12 protein-coding genes and 1 pseudogene are annotated in these 17721 nt (G+C 38.9%); 10 read left to right on the top strand and 3 right to left on the bottom strand.

Annotation, left to right across the window (positions count from 1 at the left end):
• The first annotated feature begins 65 nt into the window (after positions 1–65).
• Together IPI99_05670 and IPI99_05665 are read left to right on the top strand one after the other, a co-directional pair.
• On the top strand, positions 66–2834 hold the full coding sequence (locus tag IPI99_05670) for a TonB-dependent receptor (GenBank protein ID MBK7339996.1): 2769 nt from the start codon (positions 66–68) through the stop codon (positions 2832–2834).
• A 262-nt stretch (positions 2835–3096) separates the two neighbouring features.
• On the top strand, positions 3097–4677 hold the full coding sequence (locus IPI99_05665; protein MBK7339995.1) for a T9SS type A sorting domain-containing protein: 1581 nt from the start codon (positions 3097–3099) through the stop codon (positions 4675–4677).
• A 52-nt stretch (positions 4678–4729) separates the two neighbouring features.
• On the opposite strand, the gene IPI99_05660 is transcribed toward IPI99_05665, so the two are convergent.
• Positions 4730–6421 (bottom strand): T9SS type A sorting domain-containing protein, encoded by a 1692-nt coding sequence (locus tag IPI99_05660; GenBank protein ID MBK7339994.1) that lies wholly within the window; start codon positions 6419–6421, stop codon positions 4730–4732.
• Positions 6422–6672: 251 nt separating this feature from the next.
• Here IPI99_05660 and IPI99_05655 point away from each other — a divergent pair.
• Positions 6673–8297: pseudogene (locus IPI99_05655) on the top strand (SulP family inorganic anion transporter).
• 13 nt (positions 8298–8310) lie between these two features.
• On the opposite strand, the gene IPI99_05650 reads toward IPI99_05655, so the two are convergent.
• A complete protein-coding gene (locus IPI99_05650; protein ID MBK7339993.1) occupies positions 8311–9435 on the bottom strand; it encodes a hypothetical protein in 1125 nt (374 codons plus the stop codon).
• An 84-nt stretch (positions 9436–9519) separates the two neighbouring features.
• Between IPI99_05650 and IPI99_05645 the strand changes: the two genes are divergently transcribed.
• From IPI99_05645 to IPI99_05615, 7 genes are all read left to right on the top strand, one after another.
• Entirely contained in the window at positions 9520–10371 is an 852-nt protein-coding gene (locus IPI99_05645) for a pantoate--beta-alanine ligase (protein ID MBK7339992.1), read from the top strand.
• 64 nt (positions 10372–10435) lie between these two features.
• Complete coding sequence (locus tag IPI99_05640; GenBank protein MBK7339991.1) at positions 10436–10786, top strand: aspartate 1-decarboxylase; 351 nt, start codon at positions 10436–10438, stop codon at positions 10784–10786.
• Positions 10787–10789: 3 nt separating this feature from the next.
• Positions 10790–11842, top strand: coding sequence for a flippase-like domain-containing protein (locus IPI99_05635; protein ID MBK7339990.1), 1053 nt, complete (start codon positions 10790–10792; stop codon positions 11840–11842).
• Positions 11839–12336 (top strand): D-glycero-beta-D-manno-heptose 1-phosphate adenylyltransferase, encoded by a 498-nt coding sequence (rfaE2, locus tag IPI99_05630; protein MBK7339989.1) that lies wholly within the window; start codon positions 11839–11841, stop codon positions 12334–12336. Before IPI99_05635 ends, rfaE2 begins: the two co-directional genes overlap by 4 nt.
• A 95-nt stretch (positions 12337–12431) precedes the next feature.
• A complete protein-coding gene (locus tag IPI99_05625) occupies positions 12432–13307 on the top strand; it encodes a cyanophycinase (GenBank protein ID MBK7339988.1) in 876 nt (291 codons plus the stop codon).
• 27 nt (positions 13308–13334) lie between these two features.
• Positions 13335–14612, top strand: a complete 1278-nt coding sequence (gene purD / locus IPI99_05620) for a phosphoribosylamine--glycine ligase (GenBank protein ID MBK7339987.1) — start codon at positions 13335–13337, stop codon at positions 14610–14612.
• Positions 14613–14615: 3 nt separating this feature from the next.
• Positions 14616–17069 carry a bifunctional UDP-N-acetylmuramoyl-tripeptide:D-alanyl-D-alanine ligase/alanine racemase gene (locus IPI99_05615; GenBank protein ID MBK7339986.1) on the top strand — a complete coding sequence of 818 codons (2454 nt, stop codon included), beginning with the start codon at positions 14616–14618 and terminating at the stop codon, positions 17067–17069.
• Positions 17070–17241: 172 nt separating this feature from the next.
• Here the strand turns inward: IPI99_05615 and mscL are convergent, their stop codons facing one another.
• Positions 17242–17640 carry a large conductance mechanosensitive channel protein MscL gene (gene mscL, locus IPI99_05610; protein MBK7339985.1) on the bottom strand — a complete coding sequence of 133 codons (399 nt, stop codon included), beginning with the start codon at positions 17638–17640 and terminating at the stop codon, positions 17242–17244.
• Between the last annotated feature and the right edge of the window lie 81 nt (positions 17641–17721).

Here is a 17721-nt window from a genome sequence, read left to right as displayed (position 1 = left end):
TTTCTTAATTTTAATGTAACATTTATGTAACATTGAGATTAGACCTTTGTGCCAAAATAAAATTAATGAATAAATTATTGATCTTTTTGGCCTCATTACCACTAATCAGTTTATGTCAGGTAGGGTCTATTGAGGGGACAGTAAAAGACGCAACTACCGGTGAGCTATTAATCAATGCCGTTGTACAATTAACACCAGGACAAATAGGTACTGTAACTGACTTTGATGGAAATTTTCAATTTTCAAATATTAAAATAGGCGAATATCAAATCAAGATCAGCTATTTAGCTTATCAAGATACTATTATTAAAAAAATTAATGTAAGCAATAATATAACTCTTCAGATACCTGTTTGGCTATCCAACAACAAGATTTCTCTCAATGAGATTTCCATAACTGCAACAGCAAAAAGGGATGGGTTAACTGCCTTGATGCAACTCCAGAAAAACAATCAAGGTATAGGAGAGGGAATAAGCGGAGATGCGATTAAAAAGTCAACGGATAAAAATATATCAGATGCACTTAAACGAGTGAGTGGGGTTAGTATCCAAGATAATAAATTTGCAATCATTCGAGGTTTGGGTGAAAGATATAATATGGTGATGGTAAATGGCATTGCAATGAGTAGCACTGAACCAGATAAGCGAGCTTTTTCATTTGACATATTCCCGGCAAATCTTATAGACCAGATTTTTATTCAAAAAACAGCCACCGCGGATCTTCCAGCTGAATTTGCTGGCGGTGCTATCTTGCTAAAGACTAAAAACATCCCCGAAGAAAATTTTAACCTGTTTTCATTTGCTTTAGGTTATCTGGATGGAACAACCGGCAGAAGATTCATGAAATCCGAAACGGGTAGGATTGATTTTATAGGCATGGATGATGGAAGACGAAACATGCCACAAAATTTTCCTGAAACTGAACTTTTCCAGAGTATGAATCGCGAGCAACAGATTAATAATTCGAAGATGATGCCCAACGATTGGAAAATAGAGCATAAAAAATTCGCATTACCTTCAATCCAAGCCCAGTTTACAAAAGGATTGCTTTATAAATTCTATGAAAATAAAACATGGGGAAATACGATATCTTTTTACTATAATCTACAATCAAAATCCAATTTACAATTTAGATCTGATTATGCATCAACAGAACGGATCAGCGAATATACGGACAATATATCCAAGCAAAGCCCGGTATGGAGTGTTCTTTGGAATTCAGCACTTCAATTCAACGATAATAATAAGTTATACATCCTTACGAATCTCAACACCAATACTGAAAACACGATCATCAAAAGGTCTGGAAGTGACTTCGAGCAAGAAAGATATGTCAGATCCTCAAGTATCGAATACAATGAAAATCATCTGCTCACAACAAAATTGGGTGCAGAAAATACATTCTCACGGGTTTCATTAGACTATGGCATTGGATACAATTATAACTTAAAATCGACACCTTCCTTAAGAAGAATGTATTATAGCAAAAACTTTGATGAACTCGAAGGCATCCCGTACCGCGCTTATATTCCTTTAGGCTCTGCGGATCCATACAGGTCCGGAAGATTTTATTCTTCTCTCAATGAACATAGTTATTTTGTATTTGGGAATGTCAATATTCCTCTAAAGCAAAAATCTAAAAACGAAAAAGTGAAACTTGGATTTAATATCCAAAAAAGAAATAGGGAATTTGACGCAAGAGTTATTGGATATATCAAAGCAAACCCAACAATTTTTGAGCAAACACTTTTGACTCTGGAACCTTATGAACTTTTCGCTGAGGCAAATATCCGTGAATCCGGATTTATGCTCAACGAAATTACAAATCCAACTGACAGATATGTAGCTTCAGCATTGAACACTTCTCTATATGCCATGTACGATCAGCAATTTTATTCAAGAATCAAACTCAATCTTGGTTTTAGACTGGAAAATTATACGCAAATATTCAATGGTATTGATTACACACTTCGACCTGTTGATCTCAATGAAAAATACATTTCAGTTTTACCTTCAACAAATATTTCCTATGATTTTACTTCCAATCACAAATTAAGATTCTCAGTATATCGGACAATAAGCAGACCTGAATTCAGGGAGCTTGCTCCTTTCTCCTTCTATGATTTTAGCATCAATGGAAATGTAACCGGATCACCATCGCTCGTTCCGGGTTATATCAATAATTTTGATTTTAGGTATGAGTTTTATCCCGGTAAAAATCAAATTATATCGGTCTCTCTTTTTGAAAAAAAGTTTTACAATCCTATAGAATTTACATTCATAAACTATGGTGCAGGCTCAAAAACATTTTCTTATCAAAATATTCCCGCTGCAGAAACCAGAGGTATAGAACTTGAAGTCAGAGCCAAGCTTAATATTATTCACAAGTCACTTTCCAACTTTACCTGGTATTCAAACATTTCTGTCATGCAATCCAGTTTGGATCTGAAAAATGTAAGTTCCTATGATACAAAGAGATCCATGCAAGGACAATCTCCCTATCTGATAAATTGCAATCTAAGCTATGAACCAACGAATTCTAAATTATTCATAGGAATTGCTTACAACCGATTTGCAGACAGGATCGTTCAAGTGGGTACAGTAGGCTATGCAGATACATATGAAAAGGCTAAAGATCAACTGGATATAATATTGATCCATAAATTCAATAATAAGGCCTCAATTAAATTGGCTGCCGGAGATATTTTTGGGCTTCCAAACAAACTCTATCAAGATATCAACAGTTCTCACAAATATGATCCAGGGAATGACTTGTTGCTGCAAAAAACGGATTCTCAAAGATCATTCAGTGTGGGTCTTCAATTAAAAATTTAAAATAATCAATTAAGAAAGTATTAGATAGACTTAGTTATATTCAGGCGTTCAGACCATTCAACTATTCTATATTTTCAATTTTATCTCCTGACTATTTGCTTCGGATGCTTTGCACCTTCCTAAAATTTCCTCTAGCTCTTCACTGATTTAATTATTCTAAATGGTACTGCTTCATTTTAAAATTGTTACAATTTCGTAATATAAAGTTGCCGATAAATTCCTCCAATGGTCGCTAATTTTACATTCAATTAAAATTATTATTATGAAAAAATTATTTACACTTTTCCTTTTTTCTTTTACAATTTCCTGTTGGAGTCAATCAGAAATTCTCACCGGAGATATCACGACAAATACATTGCTCACAAGTAATAAATCTTATATATTGAAAGGATTTGTTTACGTAAAAAATGGTGCTGTTTTGACGATTGAACCTGGCACAATAATTAAAGCTGATAAAGCTACTAAAGGGGCGCTTATAATTACCAGAGGCAGTAAATTAATCGCAGAAGGAACCCAAGAAAAGCCTATTGTATTTACCAGTAATGAAACTATCCCCGGATATGGAGATTGGGGAGGTATCATACTTCTCGGTAAATCCTATACCAATACCACAACAAACGGTATCCATGGCGAAGGAATTATAGAAGGCGGCGTAGATAATGCAAATGGAGACGGCAGATATGGGGGAAATGAACCTGACGATAATTCAGGAATTTTAAAATTTGTCAGAATTGAATATCCGGGTATTGCATTTGCTCCGAATAATGAAATCAATGGCTTGACACTTGGAGGCGTTGGTAGCGGAACAGAAATTGATTTTGTTCAGGTTTCATATTCAGGTGATGATGCTTTCGAATGGTTTGGCGGCACGGTAAATTGTAAACATTTGATCGCTTACAGAGCCCTTGATGATGATTTTGATTGTGATTTTGGATTTAGCGGAAATATTCAATTTGCTTTATCCGTCAGAAATCCTTTGATTGCAGATATCAGTGGGTCAAATGGATTTGAAATTGATAATGATGCTTCCGGATCTAATTCTATCCCAAAAACCAAACCTACTTTCTCCAATGTAACTATTATCGGACCTATGAATCCCTCTGTATCGCCAGATTTCAAGAGGGGCTTGCATTTAAGAAGAAATAGCGAAGCTGCAATTCTAAACTCCTTGATCATTGGAAATTATCCAGTTGGTCTTTTCATTGATGGTGATTCGTGTTTTGCACATGCTCAATCCGGAAATCTTGAATTTAAAAACAACATTCTTGCCGGTATGACCGAACTCACAAAGACAACTGCATCCACTTTTGACATTAAAAACTGGGTTACAAATAATGAAAATAAATTATTTCTCACCACCAATGAAGCTGGCCTTGTTGACATCAACGTTTCTGATCCAATAGCCAACATTCTAAATCACTCGCCTGCAAATGGTCTTGCAAAGTTTGATTCAAAAAGAATCCAGAACAGATTTTTCGACAAAGTTGAATATTCGGGAGCATTTGACGAAACCAATGATTGGAGTTGTAGGTGGACTAGATTTGAAAACGGTGTCAGAAATAATTGCCAAATCACTTCCAGCAAGGAAATAAACAATGATGTTGAGATATTGATCTCACCACTTCCGGCTAAGCAATACGTAAATATTTCATTTGGGAATAATGTCCAACTCAAGTCGCCAATCCGAATTAGCAATTTTCAGGGGAAAATTTTAAAAACGGTGAATACCCAAGGAAATAATTCTGTTCAAGTGGACACCCATGACTTAATTAACGGCATTTATCTCATCAACATCAATACAACCCAAGGGCAAATCATAAAAAAACTAATCATTAGTCAGTAAATTTCTATCATAAATCTAAAAAGGGGGAGAATGAGAATTCTTCCCTTTTTTTTTACGGAGAAACGATAGCCTTTTGCGTCGCTTCAACGTCTTTTGATTTAATTTTTACAAAATAAACACCTGGCTTTTTCAGTTGAGGAAATTCACTCTTATATAGATGCTTTCCTGAGTTTTGATTTACCAACTTTTTTTCGTGAATTAGTTTTCCGTTTTCGGTGGTAATCGTAATTTGAATGTCGGATGGTTCAGCTAAAAAGTATGACAACACAAACTGCCCTTCGTTTGGATTTGGCAGAATATGTAGTTGAAGTTGATTACAACTTTGTTCATTTTTAAAGTCATTTGAGCCGGTATTGATTTTAACCAATTTTACTTTGAATATTGTATTCATTGCAGTACTTAAATCCCCTTCATTATCCCAAAATATATTTGCAGCATTACTTCTAATACCTCCAACAAGATAACCTAGTAGGGTTGTGTCAGAATTCAATTCATCCAATTTGACAACATTATTTTTAAATTTTGGTAAGTTGGCTTCCTGAATTAGTTCACTGCTCGCTCCTAACCATTCCGGTAATTCAAAAGGCAATTTATATTCTATCATTTTTCCATCAGCTGACCTAGTAATCCTTGCAATTGTTTTTACAAACGGCACATTATTGTCCTGAACTAATTGGCCATTTTTTTCATAATACTGGGCTATGCCTCCAAAAAACAAGGTGTGCATTTCATTATTTTTTTCAGAATACAAAGGAATCGTAGCGCAATGGTAATGATTGAAGTACTGTGCAAATCCAGGTACAATTTCATACTTCTGCTCTGTGATATCGACTGAATTCAAATATGGAAGATCTGCTGTTTCTTGAAAAACACCAGAAAATGCGGTGAGGCCTTCCCTACCGTCAGGCATGATCTGTGCGACAACATTATAATCTCTTCTATGAAAAGCAGTTTTATCTGTCCAACGATTAACATTAGTAATCCGAATCTGAGAACTATCATCTATCAGGTCAAACTTCTTTAAACAGTTGGTATACTCCTGAACAAAACCTGGTCCATGAGTCGGACCCATTGGATTATATCTGCCCATAAATTTCTGACCTCCAATCAGATAATAGGAATTATTTATTTTGTCTAATCTACCACCTGTGATTTGAAAAAAAGTGTCTCGTAGTTGCCTAAAGAATTGATCGGTCAGTCGATTTTCGATGACAGCCTGTATGGTTGCGGGAATATCGACTACCGTCAGATTTGGAAAAGTGACATGATCTCCTGTTATATCACTGAATCCATACCCACCAACTAAAATCAGGTTTTGAGCTTCTTGATAGAATTCCATATTTGTGGATTTCAGTTGCTCTCTCAATGGAGGAGATAGTTTCTCTACAGAAGCTGTCCAAAATTTTCCTTCTTTGGGATCCACTACAATGATTTGATTATTTTGTCCTGGCTGATCAAACGATGCAAAAGGTTGGCGGCGGTGGAGTCCATCAATCCGACCACCAATCAACATCCATTTACCTCCATGCTGCCCAACAGCATAAGATTGGATTCCTTGCATTCCAGTAATATGAAGTGGTTCCAACAGCATTTCAAATGGGAAGGCTTGCCCCGTTAAGTATGTATTTGTGATAAAAGTCATGACTACTATCCAGATAAAGCGCATACTTCTTGCCGCTTGGAAAAAACCACTGTTCGAGCTGTTTTTCAGCTCTCGATAGAAATTAATATTCAAGCTATTCATTTTTTGGATGAAAGTTTATTTGGTCATCATTTAAGAAACATAAGTATGAATATTGATGTTGATATTTTCTCCTAATTTTGCAACTTATCCTCATCATTCTAAATCAGCAAATAGATGGTAAAAACAGATACAACAAAATATTATTCTCACTATATTCCTAAGCTCCAAGAAATGTATGCACATTATATAAATTCATCAAACAATCTCCTTAATTTTTAATTAAAACAAATTCATCCCTTCAGTCTTCTGAAATGTATAGACCCTCCACTTTATTCTATCGATTCAAGCATGATTTGCCTGCCGGCATTGTGGTATTTTTTGTTGCATTGCCCTTATGTTTGGGAATTGCACTTGCCGGTGGCGCGCCTCTTTTCAGTGGTATGATCGCAGGAATACTGGGTGGTATTGTAGTAGGCTCACTGAGCAACTCTCCGCTTAGCGTGAGCGGACCCGCAGCAGGATTGGTCTCCATTATTTTCGTGTCTATAACCACGCTTGGTTCATTTGAAGCTTTTCTTGTGGCAGTCATTATCGCAGGGATTATTCAAATTCTGCTTGGCGTGATTAAAGCCGGAATGATCGCAAATTATTTTCCGAGCAATGTGATTAAAGGAATGCTAACTGCTATTGGAATCATCATCATCCTCAAACAGCTTCCTATTGCACTTGGATATGGCAAAACGAAAGATAGCTTATTGTCATTTTTACAACACCATGGCCCCAATGCACTTGCATTCATCACCGAAAAAATACAATACATCGACTTGGGAGCTACGACTATATCATTGCTATCCATAGTTATCATGCTACTTTGGGAAAGCAGATGGATTTCGGCTAAGCTCAAAATCATTCCTGGGGGATTAATAGCAGTTGCAGCAAGTATAGCGCTCAGCCAGCTTATTTTCAAACACTATAGTTTTTTACTAATTGAACCCAATCATTTTGTTCAGGTGCCGATCGCCCACAATTTGAGCGAATTCTACAGTTTTTTCAAAACTCCTGATTTTGATGTGTTGTATCGAAAGGACATCTATGCCATTGGATTAACTATAGCCATTGTTGCATCAATTGAGAGCTTGCTGAGTGTGGAAGCGATCGACAAGTTGGATCGCCAAAGGAGGGTAACAAATCCCAATCGAGAGCTGTTGGCACAGGGAATAGGTAATATACTCTCCGGTCTTCTCGGAGGACTTCCTATCACCAGCGTCATCGTCAGAAGTAGTGCCAATTTTAATGCAAACGCGCAATCTAAATTTGCAACTATCATCCACGGTATCATACTCCTCATTTGTGTTATAGGAATTCCTTCATTGCTGAACATGATCCCTTTGGCTGCTCTGGCATCTATCTTATTGCTCACCGGCTTTAAATTATGCAAACCCTCTATTTTCATTGGTTTCTTCCAAAAAGTAAATACCAATGGGTGCCATTTGTGGTAACAGTACTCGCGATTGTTTTTACCGACTTGTTGTATGGTGTAGCAATCGGGCTTGCGACCAGCGTCTCCGCCATTTTGGTTGGAAATTTTAAAAATTCATTTGTAATCTTCACAGAACAGACCGAAAATAAAGACCTGGTACTCGTGCATTTTTCAGAAGAAGTATCCTTCCTCAATAAAGCGGAAATAAGAAAGATGTTAGATCATTTACCAAAAAACTCTTCAGTGATTTTAGATGCTTCAGATTCAAAGTATATTGATTTTGATGTACAGGAGTTGATCAGAGAATTCATACAGCTCAAAGCACCACACTACAACATCCAGTGTCACACTATTGGCTTCAAAGAAGACTACAAAATTCACAATAGTGACAGTGCTTCAGAAATCAAAGAAAAATATCCAGTATTCGAAATGGTAATCAGAAAAACATTCCTTTAAATTTCGAATACGCTTATATTTTGATAGCTACAGCAGTTTCCTCTGAAGCGAGATGTGCATATAAAAAAGGAATTCCAAGAATAAAATAAGTGATGTCCGCCTTAGAAGAAAAAAAAGCTTCATTCCAACCATATGTCGCAGTCACATCACCCATATAGATCAAAGCTACCAGGAATAGCCATGAACCAAATATAAAATTGTAGTTTTTTACATTGATCCAACAACCGGAACCCAGTGCTATCAATAATACTATTATCGAAAGATATTCAGGAAAAAGCTTATCAGATTGCGTTAGAAATGGATTGTATTGTTGCCAAACTTGCGTATGACCCCAAATAAAAGGTAAAAACAATAAACAAAAAGATGTCAGTACGACGGAATTCCATAGAATCCATTTAGTGACTGTGCCAAAATAATTCTCCAAAAGAAAATAAACTGAACTTATCAGAAAAAGGCCGCCATAAACATTTCTAGTACAGAGGACCATTCCACCAAGTACGGCTGAAAATAAAATACTACTAATATTTGATTTTTTGTCAGTTGAAAACAGAAAGTCAAAATATATCAGGCAGATCAAACTAAAAGTCAATATCGTACTTCTGGTTAACACTTCATAAACGAAAACGGGAAAAACAAAAAGAGTTGAAATAAAAAGGAAGCTGTTGTTTTTTTTATGAGCAAGATAATAAATGAATACAAGCAAACTTGCCAAAGAAAGAAGTGCCACATCTCCAATCAGGTAAAAAGGTAGTGAAACAATAAAATAAAATGGTAGAGGACCCGGATGATTACCCAAATGTGAAATCGCCTCATAAGCATATTGATGATGAAAAACCTGTGTCCAAAATGAGCTGATCACACTCCAACGATCAACCTGAAGATTCTCAAATGGAATCCTCGACAATAAAAACATGATCATGACTAAAAATGCACCGATAAATAATGCAAGCATCTTTCTGTGCAGTGTAAACTGATTTATTCTTTCATTTTGGATCAGATAAACCATTCCGAGTAGAAAAGTAAAACACAACACATAAGACCATTCACCTGCAATTCTATATAAATATTTGAATAAAAATAATGTCTGAATGAGAAGTATGATACTCCACGTTATTCTTTTCTGAATCAATGCAATCATGTTCCCGCAAAATTAATTGTCCGGTGCAGATACAGATTGAATTAATCTTTAAAAAAATTGTACGTTTGCTTTTTTTCCCGATTCATGAAAATATATAAAACGGTCAAACCTCTCCAAGCGCATCTGGCACTGTTGAGGGCTAAGGGTGAAAAGATCGCATTTGCTCCTACCATGGGCGCTTTGCACCAAGGGCATGTCTCACTTATCCAAATTGGGAGGGAGATGGGTGCGAAAACGGTGTGTAGCCTTTTTGTCAATCCAACACAATTTAATAACATGCAGGATTTACTCAAATATCCACGAATGTTAGATAAAGACACCGCTCTGCTCAGGTCATACAAATGTGATGTCTTGTTTGCTCCCTCAATCGAAGAGATTTATCCTCCACAACTGGACACGAGAGTGCAGATCGACCTTCAAGGTCTGGATAAGGTGATGGAAGGAGTTTTTCGTCCTGGACATTTTGATGGGATGCTGCAAGTAGTCAAAAGGCTGCTGGATATCGTAAAGCCTGATCTTTTAATCATGGGGCAGAAAGATTTTCAACAGGTGTCCCTGGTGCAACTGATGATAAGGAGCCTCAATTTACCGGTACAGCTCGTCTTAGCGCCAACATTGAGAGAATCTGATGGTCTTGCTATGAGCTCTCGCAATATGAGATTAAGTCCGCAAATGAGAAAGAAATCCGTGGTGATTTACAAAGCTTTGTCCAAAATTAAAGACGAATTTGGAAAATATCCCCTGGAGATTTTAAAAAATCATGCCTGGAAAATGATGGAAGACGAAGGGCTGAGGCCAGAATATCTTGAAATTGTAGATGGAAACAACTTACAAAGTGTTGTCGATAGTCAAAAATCAGAATATATTGTAGTACTTACGGCTGCATGGGCAAATGATATAAGGCTGATCGACAATCTTATCCTCAAATCACTCTAATTTTGAACTATCTACCCTATGACTGCTGTTGATAGAGCAGAAATTAATTTGCTACATTTGCGCCATGTTTCTTCAATTTTTTAAATCAAAAATCCACCGTGCTTTTGTCACAGAGGCAAATTTGAATTATGTGGGAAGTATCACTATCGACGAAGTGTTGATGAAAGCCGCTGACATTTATGAGGGAGAAAAAGTCCAGATTGTCAATAACAACAACGGCGAAAGATTCGAGACTTATGTGATCAAAGGCGAGCCAAATTCAGGACGCATTTGCCTGAATGGGGCCGCGGCTCGCAAGGCTGAGGTAGGCGATATTTTGATCATTATTTCTTATGCTTTCATGACACCGGAAGAGGCTAAAGGTTTTCATCCCACTACAGTTTATGTAGATGAACAAAATCGCCTGAAATCATAAATTTTGCCTCGACTTCTCAAACAAATTCTGCAATTTATTTTATTTCTGGGCCTTGGCTTATTTATCATGTGGTATATCTACCATGGACAGAGGGATGCTTACTTCTTATACTGCAGCTCACATGAAATTCCAATTGAAAAGTGCAGCTTAAAAGACAAGCTCTGGAAGGACTTTAGCTCTGTGAACTGGTTTTATATCGCATTGATATTTGTGGCATTTTCTATGAGCAATGTGAGCCGATCACTGAGATGGCAAATGATCTTAAGAAGCATGGGTTACAAAACTCGTTTTGTCAATGCTTATGGATCTGTTTCCATTGCTTATTTTGCCAATCTTGGTTTACCCCGCAGCGGAGAATTTTTTAGGGCGAGCTTCATGTCTAAGTATGAAAAGATCGGTCTGGACAAAACACTTGGCACGATAGTGCTGGACAGGATGGTCGACATGGTTTCCATGCTAGGCCTCATAGCTCTGGCAATGGCGATTCAATGGCATATTTTTAAGGACTTTCTGGGAAAATATGTTTTTGCGAGCATGAACCAAAAGTTCTCACTATTGATCATTCTGGGGGTCGCTTCCTTACTTATTGTTTTGCTGATTTTCTTCAGCAGGTCGATCTGGAGACAGTGGCATTTTGTAAGACAGGTCGGCATCAAGCTTTCAGGTTTTGTTTCAGGAATAAGAGCCATAGGATCATTAGACAGTCCCTATCTTTTCCTCTTGCATACAGCATTGGTTTGGTTCTGGTATTTCATGATGCTGCTTTTTGCTTTGAAGGCTTTTGATGCAACCAGTCACATTGGAATTTCTGCGGCATTGTTGATATATGTTTTTTCTGCCTTAGGCATGGTTGTTCCAACGCCTGGAGGCATGGGTAGTTATCATTATCTGATGATACTCGCACTGAGTTTTTACGGGATCAATGAATTGGATGCATTCTCCTTTGCCAATATTGCTTTTTTCAGTGCTCAGTTTGCTACAAATATTTTGATGGGAATTGCGGCATTAATTTATCTGCCCATCGTTAATTCTACAACGAATAGACCGTCCACATGAAAACAATTGATCAAGTACACAATAAAATTGTCACCAGAGAACAAGCAGCAAAAATCGTTCAACACTGGAAGGACCAAGGAATGGAAATCGTTTTCACCAATGGCTGTTTTGATATATTGCACCGAGGGCATATAGAATATCTTTTTGCAGCCAGGACTCAAGGTGATCGGTTGGTAATTGGTGTCAACTCCGACCATAGTGTCAAACTACTGAAGGGCCCCGACAGACCTGTCAATGATGAGCAAAGTCGTATGCTCCTCCTGGGAGCGCTTGAATGTGCAGATCTTGTTGTATTGTTTGACGAAGAAACACCATTATCATTGATTCAGCTACTCTTGCCGGATATTTTGGTCAAAGGTGGTGACTGGAAAGTTGAGCAAATTGTAGGAGCTGATATTGTGACGGAGAAAGGAGGAAAGGTGTTGAGCCTGGCCTTTGTCGATGGATTTTCTACTACGGGTACGATCGCAAAGATCCAAAAAAAAGGTTCCTAAATTTAAGATTTTCAATGACTTAGCTCTCAAGCTGCGTTGCATTGTAGCCGTTTATATGAATTTGTTTAGTTTTGCGGTTCCATTTTGCTAACCAGATGACCGAATATAAAGGTACGCTCATTCCGATAGGAGGTAACGAAGATAAAGGGATGGGTCCGAACGAAATGTACACACTTGACTTCATTGAAAGGGGTATTCTCTCACGTGTAGTCAAAGAAGCTGGTGGCACAGCAGCCAAAATTGTGGTCATCACCACAGCTTCCAGCATTCCCGTTGAGGTAGGTAACAATTATTTACACGCATTCAGGACGCTTGGATGTACTCATGTGGATGTGCTGCATATCCGTAGTATAGAGGCTGCAGAGGATCTCAATCATTTGAGGCATATCCACAATGCGGATTGTGTTCTATTCTCAGGTGGAGATCAATCCAAGATAGTCAAGTACATAGGCAATACGCAGATGCATGTCGAACTCGTTTCCAGATTAATGGACGGAAAGTTTGTTCTGGCGGGGACGAGCGCAGGAGCAATGTCTATGTCACATGAAATGATTGCCGGCAGTGGTCCACCAGAATCATTGATCAAAGGCAATATCAAGATGTCCAGAGGAATGTCATTGCTTGATAATGTAATCATAGATACACATTTTATCCAGAGGGGCAGATTTGGTCGCCTAGCAGAGGCAGTCGCGAGACATCCGCGCTTGCTTGGTATAGGTTTAGCAGAGGATACCGGCCTTGTCATCCGCAGAGGAAATGACTGTGAAGTGATCGGTTCAGGGATGGTGATCTTATTTGATCCCAGGCACCTCAGTCACAACAATTATGATGTTCTAGAATCTGGCACCCCTATGTCACTGTCCAACCTTACTACGCACGTATTGGCTACCGGAGACAGATTTAAAATCAGAGAAAGGAGCTTAAAAATACTTCCTCTTGAATCTTATCTGGAAGCACAGGTCAAATCTTAATCCAGGGCGTCTTATTTTTACCGCACGATGAAAAAATCAGTACTCCTGTTAGGCTCAGGTGGGAGAGAACACGCCATAGCCCGGTCCTTGAATCAAAGTCCGCATTTGTCTTCTTTATTTGTGATGCCTGGTAATCCAGGTACAGCATCATTGGGCACTAATATTTCTATTGCCGCAGACGATGTCGCTGCCATCGTGGATTGGATCAGACTAAACCATGTAGATCTCGTCATCTGCGGTCCTGAAGCCCCTCTGGCAAACGGTCTGATGGATGAAATCCGAGCTGCATTTCCTCAACAAAAAATAGGCCTCATCGGACCCGGAAAAGCAGGTGCATTACTTGAAAGCAGCAAGTCATACGCTAAATCCTTTATGGCCAGGCATCAGATCCCAACGGCTGCATATTCCGCCTTTCAATCTCATCAAATGAATGATGTGTTGCAGTTCATCCATAGACTTCAGCCTCCAATTGTGCTCAAAGCGGATGGCTTGGCAGCAGGAAAAGGTGTCGTCATATGTCCTGACCATGGATCTGCAATTCAGGAAGCAGGTGAAATGCTGTCGGGAAAATTTGGATCAGCTTCCAGCACCTTGGTGATAGAGGAGTTTTTACATGGAATAGAATTTTCGGTGTTTGCGCTCACTGATGGGAAGGATTTTGTGCTATTGCCGGAAGCAAAAGATTATAAAAGGATTGGTGAAGGCGACACTGGTCCAAATACAGGAGGTATGGGCGCAGTGTCACCGGTGCATTTTGTCAATGATGAGCTGATGTCCAAGGTGCTGAGTCGCATCGTCGTTCCTACAATCAATGGATTGCGAAAAGAGAATATACCCTACTGTGGTATTGTTTTTTTTGGTTTAATCAATGTGAAAGGAGATCCCTTTGTCATTGAATACAACGTGAGATTGGGAGACCCTGAGACTGAGGTGATTTTACCTCGTCTCGAGACGGATCTTCTTACACTATTTTTGGCAGCAACCGAAGGAACACTTTCAGGAACAATGGCCAAAATTTCAAAGCAATTTGCGACTACCATAGTACTTGCATCACAGGGTTATCCTGCTGCATTTGAAAAGGGAAAATCCGTGCATCTGCCATCAATGCTAGATCGCTCGCAAATCCTCTTTCATTCCGGAACGATCCAGGATAACCATGGTATCAAAACCGCTGGGGGCAGAGTATTTGCAGCCACCGGATTGGGAGTCAGCCAAGCTGATGCTCTGCTCAAAGCCAATGAACTAGCTGCCTCGGTTCATTTTGAAGGAAAATATTTCAGGAGAGATATTGGTTTTGACCTCTGATCCATGAACTACAATCTGGAATCTTTAGCGAACATTTTCGGCTGTGCAAAACCGGTTGCACAGAAACAGAGAAGCATAACACAGGTCAGTATAGACAGCAGGTACATTACTGATCCGGCTTCTACGATATTCATTGCGCTTTCTGGTACCCATACGGATGGTCATCATTTTATACCCGAGCTCATAGATCTTGGTGTTCGGACGTTTTTAGTCGACAGGGAGATGCTTTCCGGCAATCCTGAGGTCATCTTTTTTCAGGTGGATAATGTTCTTGGCAGCTTGCAGACCTGGGCAGCCTTTCACAGAAAACAATTTCAGATTCCTATTATCGGAATTACAGGATCCAACGGGAAAACAATTTTAAAAGAATGGTTAAGCGAAATTCTATCACGGCACTACAAAATTTGTAAATCGCCCAAATCTTATAATTCACAACTTGGCGTAGCGCTCTCTGTACTCCAACTGGACAGCTATCATGAGATTGGGATTTTTGAAGCAGGGATCTCCCGGCCCGGTGAGATGACAAAATTGCTTGATATCATCCGGCCTACAGTCGGAGTACTGACCAATGTTGGTGACGCCCATGACCTTGGATTTGAGTCCAGAGAACAAAAATGGCGGGAAAAAATGACCTTGTTCAATAGCTGTCAAGTACTCATTACAAAAAAAGATCCCCACGTCGCCACAGCAATCCAACATCTAAAAACCAAATGGATCAACTGGAATTTTCAGCCTGATGAGGCAGAGTATCAACTTGCACTCAAAATTCAGGAAGACAATACAGAAATCTATGTAAGACACGGATCTGATCTGTCGGTGTATCAACTGCCACATCGAGATTCATTCGCGGCTGAAAACGCAATTCACCTCATCCTCACTTGTACTTATCTGGGGCTGAGACATGAGGATATCCAGCAAGGACTTTCTGATTTGCACCAGTTGAGTATGCGAATGGAATTGAAGGAAGGTCTCAATGACTGTTTGTTGATCAACGACAGCTATATCCTGGATCTCCAGTCCCTGAAACTTGGCTTGCAATTTATGGATCAGCAAAGCCTTCGATATTCCAGAACGATCGTCATTTCTGATTTTGCACAACACCATCATGACGAGAGATTATTCAGGGAGCTCGGAGAACTGATCCGACTCTTTCAGGTAAAAAAAGTAGTTTGCATTGGTTCGGCCATTCAGGAGTTGAGAAACTGGATACCGGAGCAAAGCCAATTTTACCATTTTAACGATACTGAAACCCTCTTGGATCAAATCAGTCAGTTACGATTCCAGGGAGAAATTATCTTGATCAAAGGTGCTCGTAAATTCAAGCTGGAGAGATTTTTTGAAGATTATTCAGCGTCGAGACATGACGCCATTTTGGAAATAGACCTTAAAGCAATAGAACACAATCTTCAGTTCTATAAAAGTATCATCAAAGCAGATACCAAGATCATGGCTGTAGTGAAAGCAGCATCATACGGCAGTGGCCACTATGAAATCGCACGACTGATGGAATTTAAGTCTGTCGACTATCTTGCTGTCGCCTATCCTGATGAAGGGATATTGTTGAGAGAGAAGGGGATTCGACTGCCGGTTCTGGTCATGAATTGTGGTATAGGGAATTTCCTAATATTGAAAGAAAACAGCCTGGAGCCTGAGATTTACTGCATGGAACAATGTCAAGATCTTGAAAAAATCTTAGAACTCACTGAGCCGACTGACATCCATCTGAAAATCGACACCGGAATGCACAGATTGGGGTTTGGTCCAGATGATATTGATCTACTGTGTCGATGGCTTCAAAAGAATGGAAGTAAACTGAAAGTCAAATCAATCTTTACACATTTATCTGCCAGCGATCAGAAAGCTTTTGATGAGTTTACCGCTCAACAATTGTCGGAATTTGGCTTGATCTGTGAAAACATCCAACAGACTTTGGGATATAAAGTATTGATCCATTCATTGAGCAGCTCAGGTATTGCCAGGTGGCCTGATGCGCAAGCAGATATGGTCCGCATTGGCATTGGTCTTTATGGCCTTGACAGCTCGGCAGAAATAAGAGAGCAAATGGAAGCTTCACATTGTCTGAAGGCTAAAATCAGCCAGATAAAATCATTGCAACAAGGAGACACGGTCAGTTATAACCGCAGCTACCAATGTGAGCGGGATATGCAAATAGCGATCATCAGTGTAGGATATGCTGATGGTCTTCCTCGCAATGCAGGAATGAATGGTTTTCGAGTGTTGGTCTCAGGTATTGAATGTCCCATTCTTGGAATTGTTTGCATGGATATGTGCATGATTGATATCAGTGAGGTGAAGGATGCACATATAGGAATGAGTGTTGAAATTTTTGGTAAAAATCGCCCAGTGCAACAATTGGCTTTAGCCGTACAAACGATACCCTATGAAATTCTCTGCGGCATATCTCCAAGAATCAAACGCATTTTTTTAAGGGATTAAAACCAATTTTTGCTGCTGAAGATTTATTAGAAAACAATTCCGCCGCCCAATATTCAACATTTATAAAGTAATAAATCCTTATTACCCAATTTATTTAGAATTGAATTTTGAACAAAAAAAAAAGCCGCAATAAAAAAATTACTGCGGCTGATAAATTTTGGTAAAAAACTCATTATCTCTTCAGCAAATCTCTGATTTGAGTGAGTAACTCTTCCTGAGTAGGTCCCGCTGGAGCTGCCGGAGGTGGTTCTTTCATTTTATTTGCTGATTTAACAATCATAAACATCACCCAAGCGATGATGATGAAATTGATCACTGCAGTAATGAATCTTCCCCATTGTATTGCTGACTTTGGAGTCGCAACTTTACCGTCTGCACCTAGTACTTCCGGAGATAACACATATTCAGCTTTTGCCATATCGCCCAGCTGAAATATTTTTCCAACTATTGGCATGAACATTCCATCTACGAACGCAGCGACGATCGTACCAAATGCTGTTGCCATAACGAGACCGACTGCGATGTCAATGAGGTTTCCCTTCATTGCAAAATCTTTAAATTCTTTAAACATAAGTAAATTTTTAATGAACAATAATTTGTTTGACCGTTCAGGATTCACACTGAACAAACGACAAATATATTAGAACTTTTT

The organism is Saprospiraceae bacterium, from assembly GCA_016710235.1.
In the GTDB taxonomy this organism is placed as follows: Bacteria; Bacteroidota; Bacteroidia; order Chitinophagales; family Saprospiraceae; genus Vicinibacter.
Note: the sequence above shows the minus strand (reverse complement) of the source record. Positions and strands in the feature narration are given on the sequence as shown.

What these genes read in the sequence shown, in the direction of transcription:
- IPI99_05670 (MBK7339996.1), top strand. Translation starts at nt 66, where the DNA reads ATGAATAAATTATTGATCTTTTTGGCCTCATTACCACTAATCAGTTTA.
- IPI99_05665 (MBK7339995.1), top strand. Translation starts at nt 3,097, where the DNA reads ATGAAAAAATTATTTACACTTTTCCTTTTTTCTTTTACAATTTCCTGT.
- IPI99_05660 (MBK7339994.1), bottom strand. Translation starts at nt 6,421, where the DNA reads ATGAATAGCTTGAATATTAATTTCTATCGAGAGCTGAAAAACAGCTCG.
- IPI99_05650 (MBK7339993.1), bottom strand. Translation starts at nt 9,435, where the DNA reads ATGATTGCATTGATTCAGAAAAGAATAACGTGGAGTATCATACTTCTC.
- IPI99_05645 (MBK7339992.1), top strand. Translation starts at nt 9,520, where the DNA reads ATGAAAATATATAAAACGGTCAAACCTCTCCAAGCGCATCTGGCACTG.
- IPI99_05640 (MBK7339991.1), top strand. Translation starts at nt 10,436, where the DNA reads ATGTTTCTTCAATTTTTTAAATCAAAAATCCACCGTGCTTTTGTCACA.
- rfaE2 (MBK7339989.1), top strand. Translation starts at nt 11,839, where the DNA reads ATGAAAACAATTGATCAAGTACACAATAAAATTGTCACCAGAGAACAA.
- IPI99_05625 (MBK7339988.1), top strand. Translation starts at nt 12,432, where the DNA reads ATGACCGAATATAAAGGTACGCTCATTCCGATAGGAGGTAACGAAGAT.
- purD (MBK7339987.1), top strand. Translation starts at nt 13,335, where the DNA reads ATGAAAAAATCAGTACTCCTGTTAGGCTCAGGTGGGAGAGAACACGCC.
- IPI99_05615 (MBK7339986.1), top strand. Translation starts at nt 14,616, where the DNA reads ATGAACTACAATCTGGAATCTTTAGCGAACATTTTCGGCTGTGCAAAA.
- mscL (MBK7339985.1), bottom strand. Translation starts at nt 17,640, where the DNA reads ATGTTTAAAGAATTTAAAGATTTTGCAATGAAGGGAAACCTCATTGAC.